Below are 14,970 nucleotides of genomic sequence, written 5' to 3'. Positions count from 1 at the left end.
AGGAGTGTGCGCAATCCATGCTAAGTGAACATATCGACCTGATCGAAAGTTTGGGCCTCAAGTTATTCTTTGTGGCCATTTTCATATTGATTGGCCTGGCCATTCAGGACGTGCTCAAACGCGGCAACGTGCCCCGTTTCGGTCGTTTTATCGTCTGGTTGGTACTGTTTCTGGGTTGTGCGGGTTTTGTCGCCAAGGGGCTGATCGAACTGGGCTGGGAAGGCTCAGGACTCGGCTAACTTATTTTCATCTGTGATGTATGGCCAAACAGCAAACTGATCGAACAACACTGGATCTGTTCGCAAATGAGAAGCGCCCCGGCAGGCCAAAGACCAATCCACTCCCCCGCGAGACCCAGCTCAAGATCAACAAGCGTAACCAGCTTAAGCGCGATCGGGAAAATGGGCTGAAGCGGGTAGAGTTAAAGGTGGAGGCCGAGTTGCTGGAGCGCCTGAACCAACTTGCGTTACAACAGAACATCAGCCGAGCCGAGCTGATCCAATCTATCCTGAAACAACAGATTGAGTCCGCCTTTGCGGTGGACATTGCAGTCTGAGCGTTGAGCATTAACACCAAATACGGGTAACTAAACACTATGGCAAGTGTAGGTCTGTTTTTTGGCAGCGATACCGGTAACACCGAAGCTGTCGCCAAGATGATCCAGAAAGAGCTGGGCAAAAACCTGATTGAAGTCCGTGACATCGCCAAGAGCAGCAAGGCAGACATCGAGAGCTTTGATCTGCTGATGTTCGGCATCCCGACTTGGTACTATGGCGAAGCCCAGGCCGACTGGGACGACTTCTTCCCCGATCTGGGCGAAATCGACTTCACCAACAAGCTGGTCGCCATCTTCGGTTGCGGTGATCAGGAAGACTATTCCGAGTACTTCCTCGACGCCATGGGCACCCTGCGTGACATCGTCGAAGCCAAAGGCGCCATCATCATCGGTCACTGGCCGACTGCCGGCTACGAGTTTGAAGCCTCCAAGGCACTGGTCGATGACAAGCACTTTGTCGGTCTGGGTATCGATGAAGATCGCCAGCCGGAGCTGACTGCCGAGCGCGTCAAGGGCTGGTGCAAGCAGCTGCACGAAGAGATGTGCCTGGGCGAGCTGGAGTAATCCGCCTCCCCTCATACCTCTGACAACAAGGGCCCCGACGGGGCCCTTGTTGTATCTGCAAGTGGCGATGCCTGCCTTCATTCTCCCCTGTTATTCACCTCTGTGCTCCGGTTTGGCTCGCACATAGAGGGTGCGCTTGACCTGCGCCACCAGCTCGCCGCTCTTGTCCTGTACCGTGACCTCGAATTCGGGGAAGTGTTTGTTGCCACCTTCGGTCGCCGCCACGATTTCGGCCAACTTGCCCTCGGTCAGGTTGAACTCGGCCACCAGCTTGCCCTTGCCGGGCTTGATGTAGTTGATGCTGCCCGCCTTGTCCCAGACGTAGTAGCGATTCTTGAAGTAGCCCATCAGCATCAGTGGATAGATGGGGTCCGTCATGGCAAACATGCTGCCGCCAAACTGGGTGCGGTTGGCGTTCTTGTTCCACCAGCGGGATTTGAGGGTCACCCGGCAGTAGCGAAAGTCATCGCTCAGGGTCTCTATCTTGATACCGGCGCCCCAGAAAGGGGGCCAGGCGTTGAGTGCGCGGCGCACCCAGGCCGCATTGTCAAAAAGCCAATCCATGGATCTCATCCGACCAGAATATGAAAGTTACATCTTATCAACATCTGCCATGCCAGCAAGTCGGACGACACGATTGATTATTTCAATCCAACCGGCCATTTATGGCTAAACCCCTTGAATTGCTGGGTTTATTTTTAGGGAGGCTACGACCTATAATGACAGGCCAAGCGAGTTCAAGGTTGCCATTCCTGCGGCAGTCCATCAGAATAACCCCACCTTCGAGAATGCGAATAAGTAGAATATGGCAGACAACAACCAAGCGTTAAAAAAGGCCGGGCTCAAGATCACCTTGCCCCGGGTCAAAATCCTGGAAATCCTGCAACAGCCGGACTGCCAGCACACCAGCGCCGAAGATCTCTATAAACGACTGATCGACCTGGGTGAAGAGATTGGTCTCGCTACCGTCTATCGCGTTCTCAACCAGTTTGATGATGCCGGTATCGTTACCCGTCACCACTTCGAAGGTGGCAAGTCGGTATTCGAGCTGGCCACTCAGGAGCACCACGACCACCTGGTTTGCCTCGACTGCGGCAAGGTGATCGAGTTCTCCGACGAAGTGATCGAACAGCGTCAGCGCGAGATCGCCAAGAAATTCAATATCCGTCTCACCAACCACAGCCTCTACCTCTACGGTCATTGTGCTACCGGTGAGTGCAAGCACGACGAATAAGTCGCCCGCGACTTGCAGATAACGGACAATAAAAAAGCCAGCATTAGCTGGCTTTTTTATTGTCCGGCGCAGGCCGTTGGCAGCACACAGGGCAGGGTCTCCCCTGCCCCATCGGCTTAGCCTTCTACCTTGCCCCAGGAGTCGCGCAGGGCAACGGTGCGGTTGAACACCAGATGCTCCGGGCTGGAGAGCTTGTTGTCGGCGCAGAAGTAACCTTCACGCTCGAACTGGTAAGCCTGCTCCGGCTTGGCGTCCTTCAGGGAAGCCTCGACACGAGCCCCCTCGATGATCACCAGGGATTCCGGATTCAGGGCAGCTTCGAAGTCATCCTCGGCGCCCGGGTTCGGTACCTTGAACAGACGGTCGTAGAGACGCACTTCGGCTGGCAGGGAGTGAGTGGCGCTGACCCAGTGGATCACCCCTTTCACCTTGCGGCCATCGGCCGGATCCTTGCCCAGGGTCTCGGGATCGTAGGAGCAGTAGATGCAGGTGACTTTGCCATCGGCATCTTTCTCGATGCGCTCGGCCTTGATCACATAGGCATTGCGCAGACGCACTTCCTTGCCCAGCACCAGACGCTTGAACTGCTTGTTCGCCTCTTCTTTGAAGTCCGCTTCGTCGATGAAGATCTCGCGGGTGAAGTTCAGCTCGCGGGTACCCATCTCGGCATTGCTCGGGTGGGCCGGGGCAGTCAACACTTCGTCGGCGGCCAGGTTCTCGATGAACACTTTCACCGGATGCAGCACGGCCATGGCGCGCGGTGCATGCTCGTTGAGGTCTTCGCGGATGCAGGCTTCCAGCATGCTCATCTCGACGATGTTGTCCTGCTTGGTGACGCCGATGCGCTTGCAGAACTCGCGGATGGAAGCCGGGGTGTAACCACGACGACGCAGACCGGAGACGGTCAGCATGCGCGGGTCGTCCCAACCATCGACATGCTTCTCGGTCACCAGCAGGTTCAGCTTGCGCTTGGACATGACGGTGTATTCGAGGTTCAGACGAGAGAACTCGTACTGACGCGGATGGCAGTCGATGGTGATGTTGTCCAGCACCCAGTCGTACAGACGACGGTTGTCCTGGAACTCCAGGGTACAGATAGAATGGGTGATCCCTTCCAGCGCGTCCGAGATGCAGTGGGTGAAGTCATACATCGGGTAGATGCACCACTTGTCACCGGTCTGGTGGTGGTGGGCAAACTTGATGCGGTAGATAACCGGATCACGCATCACCATGAAGGGAGATGCCATGTCGATCTTGGCGCGCAGGCAGGCGGTGCCTTCGGCGAACTCGCCATTCTTCATCTTGGCAAACAGCGCCAGGTTTTCTTCCACGCTGCGATCGCGGAACGGGCTGTTCTTGCCAGCTTCAGTCAGGGTGCCACGGTACTCGCGCATCTGCTCGGGCGTCAGCTCGTCCACATAGGCCAGACCCTTTTCAATCAGCTCGATGGCGTAGCCGTGCAGCTTGTCGAAATAGTCGGAGGAGTAGCAGATCTCGCCATTCCACTGGAAGCCGAGCCACTGTACATCCTGCTTGATGGACTCTACGTACTCGATATCTTCCTTCACCGGGTTGGTGTCATCGAAACGCAGGTTGCACTGGCCCTGATAGTCGCGGGCGATGCCGAAGTTCAGGCAGATGGACTTGGCGTGGCCGATATGGAGATAACCGTTCGGCTCGGGCGGAAAACGGGTATGCACGCTGCTGTGCTTACCGCTGGCCAGATCTTCATCAATGATCTGACGAATAAAGTTAGTTGGGCTGTTCGCCTGACTCATGGCTCACCTCAAAAAAGCGTCACTGGCGGAAGTTGTGCCGGCTGGCACCCTCATCCCCCCGCCGTCAAGCCGGGTATGATCCCTTATTACGGGCGCTGTCTCAACCTGAATTTGGCACTTCCGGGCCATTTCCCGGCCATTGCGCCGCTAAAAACGGCGTGGCTTGCCACATTGCACACCAAATGCATAAAAAAGCCCCGCACTGGGCGGGGCTGAAAGTGATGAAAAACACAAAACAGACAATTACACACAACAAAGGCTCACACGCACAGTCAACCTTTCCCAAACCCGATACGCCATCGCCCTTGGGAAAGGCGGGTCTTGCGACCCACCTCATGTTAACGGTTGACTGCTATCAGTTCAGTTCGGTGACGCGGCTGGTGCGCTTGCCATCGAAGCTGGTGGTACGCAGGTAGACCTTGCCATTCACGCTCGGCTTGGCCGCGGCGTCATAGGCACTCCAGTTGGTACCGTCCAGGCTGTACTGGATGGGCAGACCCGGCAGATCCACGTTCGCTTCCAGCACACCATTCACTACCTTGGCGCCCGGTACGGAGAGGCGGTATTCAACACCGGCCTGATCCAGTTTCGGCAGCACGCGCTGACCCAGTACGTTGGCAAACTGGTTCCACTCTTTGTTGAGGGTGGCCTTGTTGACGAACTTGGTCTCGCCGGAGAACTCGCGGTTCTTCACGTAATCCAGCTCGAAGCCACCTTTGTGCCAGGCACGCTCGGCCACGGAGAAGATACGCGGGTAGACCATGTACTCGTACTGAGCATCGGTACGCACGGTTTCACTCCACTGCTGACCGGAGATCCCCTTGAACTTGACCGGATCCTGGTCACCCTTGGCCACGAAGGCGTTGCCATCGCGGTCAACCGAGGTCTCGGCGTTCTGCGGCAGGTTTTCCGGGGCGAAGGCAAACACCTTGCGAGTGTCGTTGAAACGAGTTGCCCAGTAGTAGCCACGCTCAGCCGGGTGTACTTCGTTCGGGAAGTCGAAGTAGAGGTAATCCGGGTTGGACAGCACCACTTGGTAACCCTTGTGGGCCCACTTCATCGCTTCGTTGAAGCCACCCCAGTAGAGGGTTTCCCAGAAGTTGACACGGGTGTTGTCGGTGGCGAAGTCCTTGGCACCGCTGGCATACTTCAGACCGTCTTCCCACGCCTGCAGGGTAGAGAAACCGCGGTCTTTGACCATCTGGCCCACTTCCTTGGCGAAGTAAACCGGCAGCTCGCCCACTTCCTTGATCTTGCCTTCGTCGATCATCTTCTGGCACATCGGGGACTTGCCAAACGGCTTGTCCTGCTTGCTGGAGTCGACGTTGCCTTTCCAGGCGACCAGCTCTTCTTTCTTGGTGACGGCCGGATCCTGATAGCCACCGCCCTGCATGATGTTCTTCGCCTCATCACCACCGTAGTGCCATGCGGTCAGCGGCTGACCGGCGGCCTGGTGCATCTGGGCAACTTCATCCATTACCTTGGCCACGAAGGTGGCAGCACCCGGCTGGCAAGGGTTGATGAAGGACATCTTGTCGTAGAACTGGACGGAGGTGACGTTGGAGGTGTCAGCCGGGTCAGTCAGACGGAACTGGTTAGCTTCCGCTTCTTTGCCTTCCGCCATCAGACGCTTGTAACGCGCTTCCATGGAGACCACGGCAGCACGGGCGTGGGCCGGCATGTTGATCTCGGGGATCACGGTCACACCGCGGGCCTTGGCATAACGCACCAGATCCACGTAGTCAGACTTGCTGTAGAAACCGGAACCCTGGTTGTCGCTGGTCGGGCCGGAACCCAGTTGCGGCATCAGGCACTTGGTTTCGGACTCGTCGTGGCAACGCTGGCTACCGACCTGAGTCAGCTCCGGCAGACCCGGGATCTCCAGACGCCAGCCTTCATCGTTGGTCAGGCCAAGGTGCAGCACGTTGAGCTTCATGGCAGACATCTGGTCAACCAGCTTCTTCATGGTATCCAGACTGCGGAAGTGACGGGCCACATCGGTCTGCATGCCACGGTATTCAAAGCGCGGCGCATCCTCGACGGTCATCGGGCTCACCAGCTTGTCATCAACACCCAGCAGGGAGATCAGGGATTGTGCACCCCAGAATGCCCCGTCGATGTCGCGACCCTGGATCACTGTGCCCTTCTGACCGATGGTCATGTCATAACCTTCAGCCTGCTTGAGCTTGCTGCCGAGCTTGATGGTCACCGGGTAGCCGGTGTCGGAGAGGGTAACACCCAGCTTGGTCAGTTGAGCCTTCAGGGCCTCGGCGCGATCGCTCGGCAAGTCCAGGGCATTGAGCTTGATGGTAGAGAAGTCGATTTGCGGACCAGCCTTGACTACCTGCTTCATCGGGGTCGGCAGGATCTGGTTGTCAATCTTGCCAGCCGGCAGCAGGGTGCTGGTCTGGTTGGCCGCGAAACGGGTTTCGCTGTTCATCAGGATGTTCTTGTCATCCTTGGTGCGCTTCCAGCCATCGGCCGGCATCGGCTTCTCGTAGGTGCTGGCATCATTGATGTTGCTCATGCTGGCCAGTACTTTCGGCTCGGCACCTTCGCTGGCGACATACCAGTTCGGCATGATGTCAGATTCGAACAGTACCCAGTATTCCACCACCAGCGGCACTTCGACCGTGGCATCCTTGGCAAAGCCCTGGAACTTCTCGGTTGGCGTCAAACGATAGAGATCGCCGGTCAGGTGAGTGATGGTGAACTGGTCGTTATCCACACGCTGGATACGACGGATGGAGGAGACGTAGATGCTCCAGTCTTTGGAGGTGACGTCCGCACCGGTATTGGTCAGGTGCAGCTTGGCAACGCCACAGCTCGCCCACTCGGAACCCAGCGCCTGGCAATCGAGGCCGGCACCGGCTCCGTCATTGGTGACCACTTCATACTTGACCACCAGGTTGTTGGCGAGGGAGTCGACCACGGCCTGCTTGGCGGCATCGGCTGCCTGGACCTGGCTGACAAAAACGGTAGACATGGCAATGGCTAACAGAGAATGTTTCAAGTTCATAACTGCTGCTCTCATTTGAAGTAAAGGTTGGATTTTCTTGGCTTTTTTATATGGGGCCCCTGAGCGGGGCCCTTAGTTATGTCAACAATGGACTTAGACTTGAGGTGAGCGAGTCGCTCGATTAACGCAGGGCTTTCATCTCACCGGCGATGATTTCGGCCAATGGGCCCAGAATCACCTGCAGGTTCTGCTCACCGAGCTTGACCACACCGGCCGCACCCAGGGCTTTCAGCTTGCGCTCATCGACGATGCTGCGGTCTTTCAGAGTCAGACGCAGACGGGTGATGCAGGCATCGATGGAAACCAGGTTCTCTTGACCACCCAGCACTTCCAGGTATTGCTTGGCCAGCTCGGTACGGTTGGTAGATTGAGCGGCAGCCGGAGCAGTCTCTTCGTCATCTTCACGACCCGGGGTTTTCAGGTTCAGCTTGGCAATCACTACGCGGAACACGGTGTAGTAGAGGCCGAAGAAGACCAGACCCTGAGGGATCAGCATGTACCAGTTGGTCGCCAGCGGGTTACGGCTGGAAAGCACCATATCCACCAGACCGGCACTGAAGCCGAAACCGGCCATCCACTGCATGGAGGCAGCGATGAACACGGAGATACCGGTCAGTACGGCGTGGATGACATACAGTACCGGCGCCACGAACATGAAGGAGAACTCGAGCGGCTCGGTTACACCGGTGAAGAAGGAGGCAAAGGCAGCTGCGATCATGATGGAAGCAACTTTCTCTTTGTTCTCTTTCTTGGCGGAGTGGTAGATGGCCAGAGCGGCACCCGGCAGACCGAACATCATGATGGGGAAGAAGCCAGCCTGGTACATACCGACCACGCCTTTCACCTGCTCCAGGCTCTTGCCAGCGGCCAGAGCGGCATCGATGGTAGCCTGACCACCCAGGAAGTTCGGAATGTCGTTGATACCGGCCACGTTGAACCAGAACACGGAGTTCAGGGCGTGGTGCAGACCGATCGGGATCAGCAGACGGTTGAAGAAGGCGTAGATACCGGCACCGGTAGAGCCCAGGCTCACGATGGACTCACCGAAGGAGACCAGACCACCGTAGATTGCCGGCCATACGGCCATCAGGATGAAGGATACGACGATCATCACCACGGAGGTTACGATCGGTACCAGACGACGACCGGAGAAGAAGGAGAGTGCCTTGTGCAGCTCGACGCTGCTGAAGCGGTTGTACAGCTCAGCGGCGATAACACCACACAGGATACCCACGAACTGGTTGCTGATCTTGGCAAACGCGGCAGGAACCTGCTCCACCGGGATGCTCTTGATCTGGGCCACAGCGCCCGGGCTCAGCAGGGTGGTAACGACCAGGAAGCCGACCAGACCTGCCAGCGCAGCAGAACCGTCTTTATCCTTGGACATACCGTAAGCGACACCGACTGCGAACAGTACGGACATGTTATCGATAATGGCTGCGCCCGCTTTGATCAGGAATGCAGCCAGCGCACTGTCACCACCCCAACCATTCGGGTCAATCCAGTAGCCAACCCCCATCAGGATCGCTGCGGCAGGCAATACCGCTACCGGCACCATCAGGGCACGGCCGATCTTTTGCAAATAACCGAGAATGTTCACGGTTCCTCTCCTTAGTTAATGTTTTTCTAGAAATTAAGTGCTTATCACGTTTGACGCATAAGCCATCAAGGCTTGATTGGCAGTCTAGGGCTTTTATTTCGCTGCGCAAATTAATAAACCGATAATCGTGATCGTTATCACCCAAACAAGATAAAGGTGGTGGATAGATGTGGCTTAGTTCGCAATCTTTATTTACGCTATAAAACAACTTGAATCCGTCTTAGCCAATTGCCACCGCCAAACCGGTCGCAACCCGACACAGAGGTATCCCATATGCGCCTGATCCCGTTGAAATCTGCCAGCCAAGTAGGCCTGTGGTCTGCTCGTTACATCGTTGACCGCATCAACGCGTTCAAGCCGACCAGCGATCGCCCTTTCGTACTGGGCCTGCCCACCGGTGGCACCCCGCTCAACACCTACAAGCGCCTGATCGAGTTGCACAAAGCCGGTGAAGTGAGCTTCCAGAACGTGGTCACCTTCAACATGGACGAGTACGTCGGCCTGCCGGAAGATCACCCGGAGAGCTACCACAGCTTCATGCACAACAACTTCTTCAGCCACATCGACATTCGTCCCGAAAACATCAACATCCTCAACGGCAATGCCGAGGATCTGGTGGCCGAATGCAAGCGCTACGAAGACAAGATCAAGTCCTACGGCAAGATCCACCTGTTCATGGGTGGCGTGGGTAATGACGGCCACATCGCATTCAACGAGCCGGCTTCTTCCCTCTCCTCCCGCACCCGGGTCAAGACCCTGACCGAAGACACCCGCATCGCCAACTCCCGCTTCTTCGGTGGCGACATGGAGCAGGTGCCCAAACTGGCCCTGACCGTGGGTGTCGGCACCCTGATGGATGCGGAAGAGATCATGATCCTGGTCACCGGTCACGGCAAAGCACTGGCTCTGCAGGCCGCCGTGGAAGGCAGCGTCAACCACATGTGGACCATCTCCACCCTGCAACTGCATCCGAAGGGAATGATGGTGTGCGACGAGCCCTCGACCATGGAGCTCAAGGTCAAGACCGTTCGCTACTTCCAGCAACTGGAAGCCGCCAACATCGGCCGTCTGTAAGGAGTCGTCATGTACGCATTGACCAACTGCACCCTCTACACCGGCAGCTGCGTGCTGACCGGCTACGGGGTGCTTATCGAGGGCGACAAGATTGTCGCCATCTCTCACCTGGCTGAACTGCCTGCGGGCATCGAGCAGATTGACCTCAAAGGCGCCAACCTGACCGCCGGTTTTATCGACGTGCAGCTCAACGGCTGTGGCGGGGTGATGTTCAACACCGACATCACGGTCGAGACCCTGGCAACCATGCAGGCGGCCAACCTCAAATCCGGTACCACCAGCTTCCTGCCGACCCTGATCACCAGTCCGGATGCGGATATGAAGCAGGCCGTTGCGGTGACCCGTGACTACATGGCGGCACACCCCAACGAGGTGCTGGGCGTCCATCTGGAAGGGCCTTACACCAACCTCAAGCGCAAGGGGATCCACCCTGCCGCGCAAATCCGCCAACCAGCGGACGAGATGATCGACTTCTTCTGCGCCAACGCGGATGCCATCACCAAAATCACCCTGGCACCGGAACGCAACGATCCGGCCCATATCCGCCGTCTGGTGGAAGCGGGCATTCTGGTCTCGGCCGGTCACACTGCCGCCAGTTACGATCAGGCCATGGCCGGGTTTGATAACGGTATTCGCTTTGCGACCCACCTCTACAACGCCATGACTCCGACCCTCAACGGTCGCGAGCCGGGCGTCGTGGGCGCCATCTACGATCGCAAAGATGTCTACGCGGGCATCATCGTCGATGGCCACCATGTGCACTGGGCCAACGTGCGTCTGGCTCACAAGGCGCTGGGGGAGCGACTGGTGCTGGTCACCGATGCCACCGCAGCAGCCGGAGCGCCGGAAGGCTTTGAGAAATTTGATTTTTGTGGCACCACCGTCTTTTTACGCGATGGTCAGTGTGTCGACGAGAATGGTACACTCGGCGGCTCCTCCCTCACCATGATTGAGGGGGTGGAAAATCTGGTCAAGCAGGTCGGATTACCGCTCGATGAAGCACTGAGAATGGCCAGCCTCTACCCCGCTCGCGCCATTGGATGGGACTCACGTCTCGGTAGTATCCAGGTCGGTAAAGTAGCCAACCTCACTGTCTTCGATCAGGACTTCACGGTCCGTGGGACCGTGGTTAACGGACACTACACACAACAGTGACATCATGACTGGCGGACAAATAGCAAACGTAGATCTTATCAAGCAGGTCAACAGTGCAGCCGTGTATCGGCTCATCGACCTGCAAGGCCCCATCTCCCGGGTCAAGATTGCCGAGTTGAGTCAGCTGGCCCCGGCCAGCGTGACCAAAATAACCCGGCAACTGATCGAGCATGGCCTGATCAAGGAGACCTCTCCGCAAGCCTCAACCGGCGGACGGCGTGCCATCTCCCTGACCACCATCAAACATCGCTTTCAGTTTGTCTCTGCCAAGCTGGGCCGCGGCTACCTGCAACTGAGTCTCTATGACCTCGATGGCAAGGAGCTCGACCAGCACGTCATTCAGGTGACCGAGATCGACCAGCAACCCGTGGTCGACATGCTGCTGCGGGAGATTGGCGCCTTTATCGATGCCAACCGCGAACGCTGTCGCAACCTCATCAGCATCGCGCTGACCATGCCGGGTCTGGTCAACCCGGAATCCGGCATGGTCATCTACACCCCCAAGTACCAGATCCGCAATCTGGGACTGGCGAAGCTGCTTGAGAACCACTTCAACCTCCCCTGCTACGTGGGCAACGACACCCGCTCGCTGGCACTGGCCGAACACTTCTTCGGCGAGTCCCGCGACTGCATGGACTCCATTCTGGTGAGTGTTCACCAGGGGACGGGCTCCGGGATCATCACCAAGGGTCAGGTGTTCCTCGGTCAGAACCGCAACGTCGGCGAGATCGGCCATATTCAGGTCGAGCCGCTCGGCAAGCGCTGCCACTGTGGCAACTTCGGCTGCCTCGAAACCATCGCCTCCAACGAAGCGATCATCGACAAGGTGAAGGAGCTCATCAGCCGCGGCCACCAGAGCGCGCTGCAGGAGAAGCACATCACCATTCAGGAGGTGTGCAAGGCGGCGCTGGCAGGCGATGAACTGGCCCGCAGCGTGATCGAGAACGTGGGTGAGCATCTGGGACGAGCCGTGGCCATCACGGTCAACCTGTTCAACCCGCAGAAGGTGCTGATCGCCGGCGAAATCACCGCCGCCGAAGAGATCCTCTTCCCGGCTATCCGTCGCTGCGTCGAGCATCAATCCCTGCCGAGCTTCCACCGTGGCCTGCCCATCGTGAAAGCCCGCTTCCAGAACCAGCCGACCTATGGCGGCTTTGCGCTGGTCAAGCGCGCCCTGCTGGAGGGGGATCTGTTGCAGATCATCATGGAGCAGAAATAATGTGTATGGAGATGGTATTCGCCTAACAGTTGCCCACAAAAGGGAGTGGTCATACGGCTTCAAACCGGATAACAAAACGGTACCCCTACCGTGTTATCCGGAGTCACCGTATGACCACCAACGAGAAAGTAGCACGTCGAAAACTCAGCCTGCTAGAGCTCGCCAAAGAGCTTAATAACGTCAGCAAAGCCTGCAAGCTCATTGGCTATAGCCGCCAGCAGTTCTACGAAATTCGCCGTAATTACCAGACCTATGGCGCCGAGGGATTACTCGATAAACTGCCCGGCTGTAAAGGTGCTCATCCCAATCGGGTCGCTCCCGAGATTGAACAGGCCATCCTTGATTACTCCCTCACCAGACCAACTCATGGCCCGCTGCGGGTCGCCCAAGAACTGGCTCTGCAAGGCATCAATGTCAGTGCGGGCGGTGTGCGTGGCGTGTGGCAACGGCACTACTTGCTCTCCAAACACGACCGCTTGTTGCGCCTTGAGAAAACCCACCGGGAGCAGACCATTGAGCTTAATGACGAGCAAATTCGCCTGTTAGAACGCTTCAGCCCCGAGTTTCGCGAACGCCAGATTGAGGTTCACTACACCGGAGAACTGGTGGCGGTCGACACCTTTTTCGTTGGCGCGCCCAAGGGGGTTGGCAAGGTGTATCTACAAACCGTGCTGGACTGCTATAGCCGCCACGCCTGGGGACGGCTCTACACCAGCAAGCTGCCGGTGACCTCGGTTCATGTACTCAATGAAACGGTGCTGCCGTTTTTCGAGGCCCACGAGGCACGGGTCTATACCATCCTGTCGGACAACGGGCGCGAGTTCTGTGGACGACCTGACCACCATCCCTACGAGCTGTTCCTGCAACTGGAGGGGATTGAGCACCGAACCACCAAGGTGCGCAGGCCGCAGAGCAACGGCTTTATCGAGCGACTGCATCGAACCTTGCTGGATGAACACTTCCGTATCAAGGGGAGAACGACCTGGTATGAGTCGGTAGAGCAGATGCAGACAGACCTGGATAGCTACCTGGAGCACTACAACACCCAACGACCACATCAGGGCAGGATGATGGAGGGGCAAACCCCCTACTGCATGTTCAGGAAGGGTCTGAAATTGATGCCGAAGGAAGTGCGCATTAAAGTAGCGTAAACAAAACACCGGTTTGAGGCGGAGTCAAGCGATAACTAGATCTGTAAAAATACGTGGACACATGACTGGATCGATGTCCAATGCAATCCACCCTGGTAGTATGTCAGCCGACACCAAATGGCATACTAGAAAAAGAAAAAAATGAAAAAGCCCAACCCAATCAAAAGGTTGAGCTTTTTATATGGCGGAGAGACAGGGATTCGAACCCTGGGTGGCATTGCTGCCACAATTGATTTCGAGTCAATCCCGTTCGGCCACTCCGGCATCTCTCCGTGGGGAGAGAGTTTTACCCAAGCTGGGCCGAGGATGCAATAAAAATTTCTTAGATATCAAATGGCTGAATCAGATATCTGGGAGCAGGCTCACAATGCGGCGCGTGATGTTCGCGTTGCGAGGCCACCCTGTATAGCCCTGTATCCACCCGCTCGCACACCCGGCCATTATCCATATCGTGATATTCACCCATTGCCATGAGACGTCTCTTTTTCCTGCTTGGCGCTCAAATTTATGGGTGATGCCGATTTTCGCAGGTTTCCTATGTATCCCCACATCATTGCGAGTGCGCGGCAAGCTGGTAATCATGGGCTGATTGAGGAACAATCGCGCCATCCTGGCGGCTATGTTGATGATGTCCCGCCCCGATTGAACTGATGGATCTTCTTATGCGATTGCCGAAACTCAAGCCCCTACCCTTAACGCCCGCCCTTTCCATGCTGCTGGCTGCGATCCTGCTCTGTGCGGCGCCGGCAGAGGCCAAACGCTACCCGCTGCCACCTGCCGGGAGTCGCCTCATCGGTGAGCTGGAGGATTACATCATCCAGCAGAATGAACATCTGGAGCTGGTTGGCAAAAATACGCAAATTGGATTTTTGGCGCTGCTTGAGGCAAATCCGGGTGTAGATCCCTATTTACCCAAGCCTGGCACCCGTTTGACACTGCCCACCCAGATGCTGCTGCCCGATGTGCCGCGCGAGGGGATCGTCATCAATCTGCCAGAACTGCGCCTCTACTACTTCCCCAAAGGGAAGAGCGAGGTCATCGTGCTGCCCATCGGGATTGGCGATATCGGCCGCGAAACACCCGAGATGACCACCACCGTCATCGAGAAGAATCCCGACCCGACCTGGGTACCCGGCCCCATGGTGCGCAAATCCTGGCTGGAGCAAAAAGGGATCACCCTGCCCGCCGTAGTGCCCCCCGGCCCGGAGAATCCCCTCGGCAAGTTCGCCATGCGCCTTGGCTATGGCAAGCGCGACTACCTGATCCACGGCACCAACAAGGATTTTGGCGTTGGCCTGCGGGTGAGCGCTGGCTGCATCCGGCTGCGACCTGACGATATCGAGGCCCTGTTCAAGATTGTGCCGATTGGCACGCCGGTGCGGGTCATCAACCAACCGGTCAAGGTGGCCATCGAACCGGATGGTCGCCGCTGGCTGGAGGTACACTCCCCGCTCTCCCGCACCGAAGAGGAGCTTGAAAATGGCGCCCCGCTGGTGCTATCTCCGGCCATAGAGAGCTTTATCAGTGCACCTGACGTGATGCAAGATGAGGTGACGGCGGCGCTGGAGAGCAAAAACGGCCTGCCCCGCCCCATCAGCAGCCAACTTGTCAGTGGCTAAG

The 14,970-nt window shown here is 57.1% G+C and carries 13 protein-coding genes and 1 tRNA gene; 9 read left to right on the top strand and 5 right to left on the bottom strand.

Translation table 11 applies throughout. The features are described 5' to 3' along the window. Window positions 1–17: 17 nt before the first annotated feature. Genes AB5Y84_RS20165 through fldA form a run of 3 tightly spaced genes read left to right on the top strand, consistent with a single transcriptional unit; the run spans window position 18 to window position 1,120 of the window. Window positions 18–239: a DUF2788 domain-containing protein gene (locus AB5Y84_RS20165; RefSeq protein WP_005334296.1), complete on the top strand. Its 222-nt coding sequence runs from the start codon at window positions 18–20 to the stop codon at window positions 237–239. 20 nt (window positions 240–259) lie between these two features. Then, window positions 260–556, top strand: a complete 297-nt coding sequence (gene ybfE, locus AB5Y84_RS20160) for a LexA regulated protein (RefSeq protein ID WP_005334297.1) — start codon at window positions 260–262, stop codon at window positions 554–556. Window positions 557–595: 39 nt separating this feature from the next. Next, window positions 596–1,120: a flavodoxin FldA gene (gene fldA / locus AB5Y84_RS20155; protein ID WP_005334298.1), complete on the top strand. Its 525-nt coding sequence runs from the start codon at window positions 596–598 to the stop codon at window positions 1,118–1,120. Between the two features lie 90 nt (window positions 1,121–1,210). Here fldA and AB5Y84_RS20150 read toward each other — a convergent pair whose 3' ends face one another. Further along, the gene (locus AB5Y84_RS20150) at window positions 1,211–1,684 is read right to left on the bottom strand and encodes a DUF4442 domain-containing protein (RefSeq protein WP_005334300.1); all 474 of its coding nucleotides are present in this window, start codon (window positions 1,682–1,684) and stop codon (window positions 1,211–1,213) included. Window positions 1,685–1,925: 241 nt separating this feature from the next. Between AB5Y84_RS20150 and fur the strand changes: the two genes are divergently transcribed. Next, complete coding sequence (fur, locus tag AB5Y84_RS20145) at window positions 1,926–2,354, top strand: ferric iron uptake transcriptional regulator (RefSeq protein ID WP_005334301.1); 429 nt, start codon at window positions 1,926–1,928, stop codon at window positions 2,352–2,354. 116 nt (window positions 2,355–2,470) lie between these two features. Here the strand turns inward: fur and glnS are convergent, their stop codons facing one another. The 3 genes from glnS to nagE all read right to left on the bottom strand — a co-directional run bounded on the left by glnS (window position 2,471) and on the right by nagE (window position 8,751). Then, a complete protein-coding gene (gene glnS, locus AB5Y84_RS20140) occupies window positions 2,471–4,132 on the bottom strand; it encodes a glutamine--tRNA ligase (protein WP_257725616.1) in 1,662 nt (553 codons plus the stop codon). 355 nt (window positions 4,133–4,487) lie between these two features. Further along, on the bottom strand, window positions 4,488–7,151 hold the full coding sequence (locus tag AB5Y84_RS20135) for a beta-N-acetylhexosaminidase (RefSeq protein ID WP_021231105.1): 2,664 nt from the start codon (window positions 7,149–7,151) through the stop codon (window positions 4,488–4,490). Between the two features lie 121 nt (window positions 7,152–7,272). Further along, on the bottom strand, window positions 7,273–8,751 hold the full coding sequence (nagE, locus tag AB5Y84_RS20130) for an N-acetylglucosamine-specific PTS transporter subunit IIBC (protein WP_088869457.1): 1,479 nt from the start codon (window positions 8,749–8,751) through the stop codon (window positions 7,273–7,275). 273 nt (window positions 8,752–9,024) lie between these two features. On the opposite strand from nagE, the gene nagB reads away from it, so the two are divergent. From nagB to AB5Y84_RS20110, 4 genes are all read left to right on the top strand, one after another. Beyond that, window positions 9,025–9,825 carry a glucosamine-6-phosphate deaminase gene (gene nagB / locus AB5Y84_RS20125; protein WP_005334308.1) on the top strand — a complete coding sequence of 267 codons (801 nt, stop codon included), beginning with the start codon at window positions 9,025–9,027 and terminating at the stop codon, window positions 9,823–9,825. A gap of 9 nt (window positions 9,826–9,834) precedes the next feature. After that, entirely contained in the window at window positions 9,835–10,980 is a 1,146-nt protein-coding gene (gene nagA, locus AB5Y84_RS20120; RefSeq protein WP_236361103.1) for an N-acetylglucosamine-6-phosphate deacetylase, read from the top strand. A gap of 4 nt (window positions 10,981–10,984) precedes the next feature. Then, window positions 10,985–12,199, top strand: a complete 1,215-nt coding sequence (locus AB5Y84_RS20115; protein ID WP_005334312.1) for an ROK family protein — start codon at window positions 10,985–10,987, stop codon at window positions 12,197–12,199. Window positions 12,200–12,309: 110 nt separating this feature from the next. Then, complete coding sequence (locus AB5Y84_RS20110) at window positions 12,310–13,350, top strand: IS481 family transposase (RefSeq protein WP_201903736.1); 1,041 nt, start codon at window positions 12,310–12,312, stop codon at window positions 13,348–13,350. Between the two features lie 182 nt (window positions 13,351–13,532). On the opposite strand, the gene AB5Y84_RS20105 is transcribed toward AB5Y84_RS20110, so the two are convergent. Continuing rightward, window positions 13,533–13,622 (bottom strand) — tRNA-Ser (locus AB5Y84_RS20105). Between the two features lie 438 nt (window positions 13,623–14,060). Between AB5Y84_RS20105 and AB5Y84_RS20100 the strand changes: the two genes are divergently transcribed. Continuing rightward, window positions 14,061–14,969: a L,D-transpeptidase family protein gene (locus AB5Y84_RS20100; protein WP_041202124.1), complete on the top strand. Its 909-nt coding sequence runs from the start codon at window positions 14,061–14,063 to the stop codon at window positions 14,967–14,969. Window position 14,970 lies beyond the last annotated feature (1 nt).

The sequence above is a fragment of the Aeromonas sp. s11 genome, from assembly GCF_040907945.1.
GTDB lineage: Bacteria > Pseudomonadota > Gammaproteobacteria > Enterobacterales > Aeromonadaceae > Aeromonas > Aeromonas veronii.
Note: the sequence above shows the minus strand (reverse complement) of the source record. Positions and strands in the feature narration are given on the sequence as shown.

What these genes read in the sequence shown, in the direction of transcription:
- AB5Y84_RS20110 (WP_201903736.1), top strand. Translation starts at nt 12,310, where the DNA reads ATGACCACCAACGAGAAAGTAGCACGTCGAAAACTCAGCCTGCTAGAG.
- AB5Y84_RS20115 (WP_005334312.1), top strand. Translation starts at nt 10,985, where the DNA reads ATGACTGGCGGACAAATAGCAAACGTAGATCTTATCAAGCAGGTCAAC.
- fur (WP_005334301.1), top strand. Translation starts at nt 1,926, where the DNA reads ATGGCAGACAACAACCAAGCGTTAAAAAAGGCCGGGCTCAAGATCACC.
- ybfE (WP_005334297.1), top strand. Translation starts at nt 260, where the DNA reads ATGGCCAAACAGCAAACTGATCGAACAACACTGGATCTGTTCGCAAAT.
- nagB (WP_005334308.1), top strand. Translation starts at nt 9,025, where the DNA reads ATGCGCCTGATCCCGTTGAAATCTGCCAGCCAAGTAGGCCTGTGGTCT.
- nagA (WP_236361103.1), top strand. Translation starts at nt 9,835, where the DNA reads ATGTACGCATTGACCAACTGCACCCTCTACACCGGCAGCTGCGTGCTG.
- glnS (WP_257725616.1), bottom strand. Translation starts at nt 4,132, where the DNA reads ATGAGTCAGGCGAACAGCCCAACTAACTTTATTCGTCAGATCATTGAT.
- fldA (WP_005334298.1), top strand. Translation starts at nt 596, where the DNA reads ATGGCAAGTGTAGGTCTGTTTTTTGGCAGCGATACCGGTAACACCGAA.
- AB5Y84_RS20135 (WP_021231105.1), bottom strand. Translation starts at nt 7,151, where the DNA reads ATGAACTTGAAACATTCTCTGTTAGCCATTGCCATGTCTACCGTTTTT.
- AB5Y84_RS20150 (WP_005334300.1), bottom strand. Translation starts at nt 1,684, where the DNA reads ATGGATTGGCTTTTTGACAATGCGGCCTGGGTGCGCCGCGCACTCAAC.
- AB5Y84_RS20100 (WP_041202124.1), top strand. Translation starts at nt 14,061, where the DNA reads ATGCTGCTGGCTGCGATCCTGCTCTGTGCGGCGCCGGCAGAGGCCAAA.
- AB5Y84_RS20165 (WP_005334296.1), top strand. Translation starts at nt 18, where the DNA reads ATGCTAAGTGAACATATCGACCTGATCGAAAGTTTGGGCCTCAAGTTA.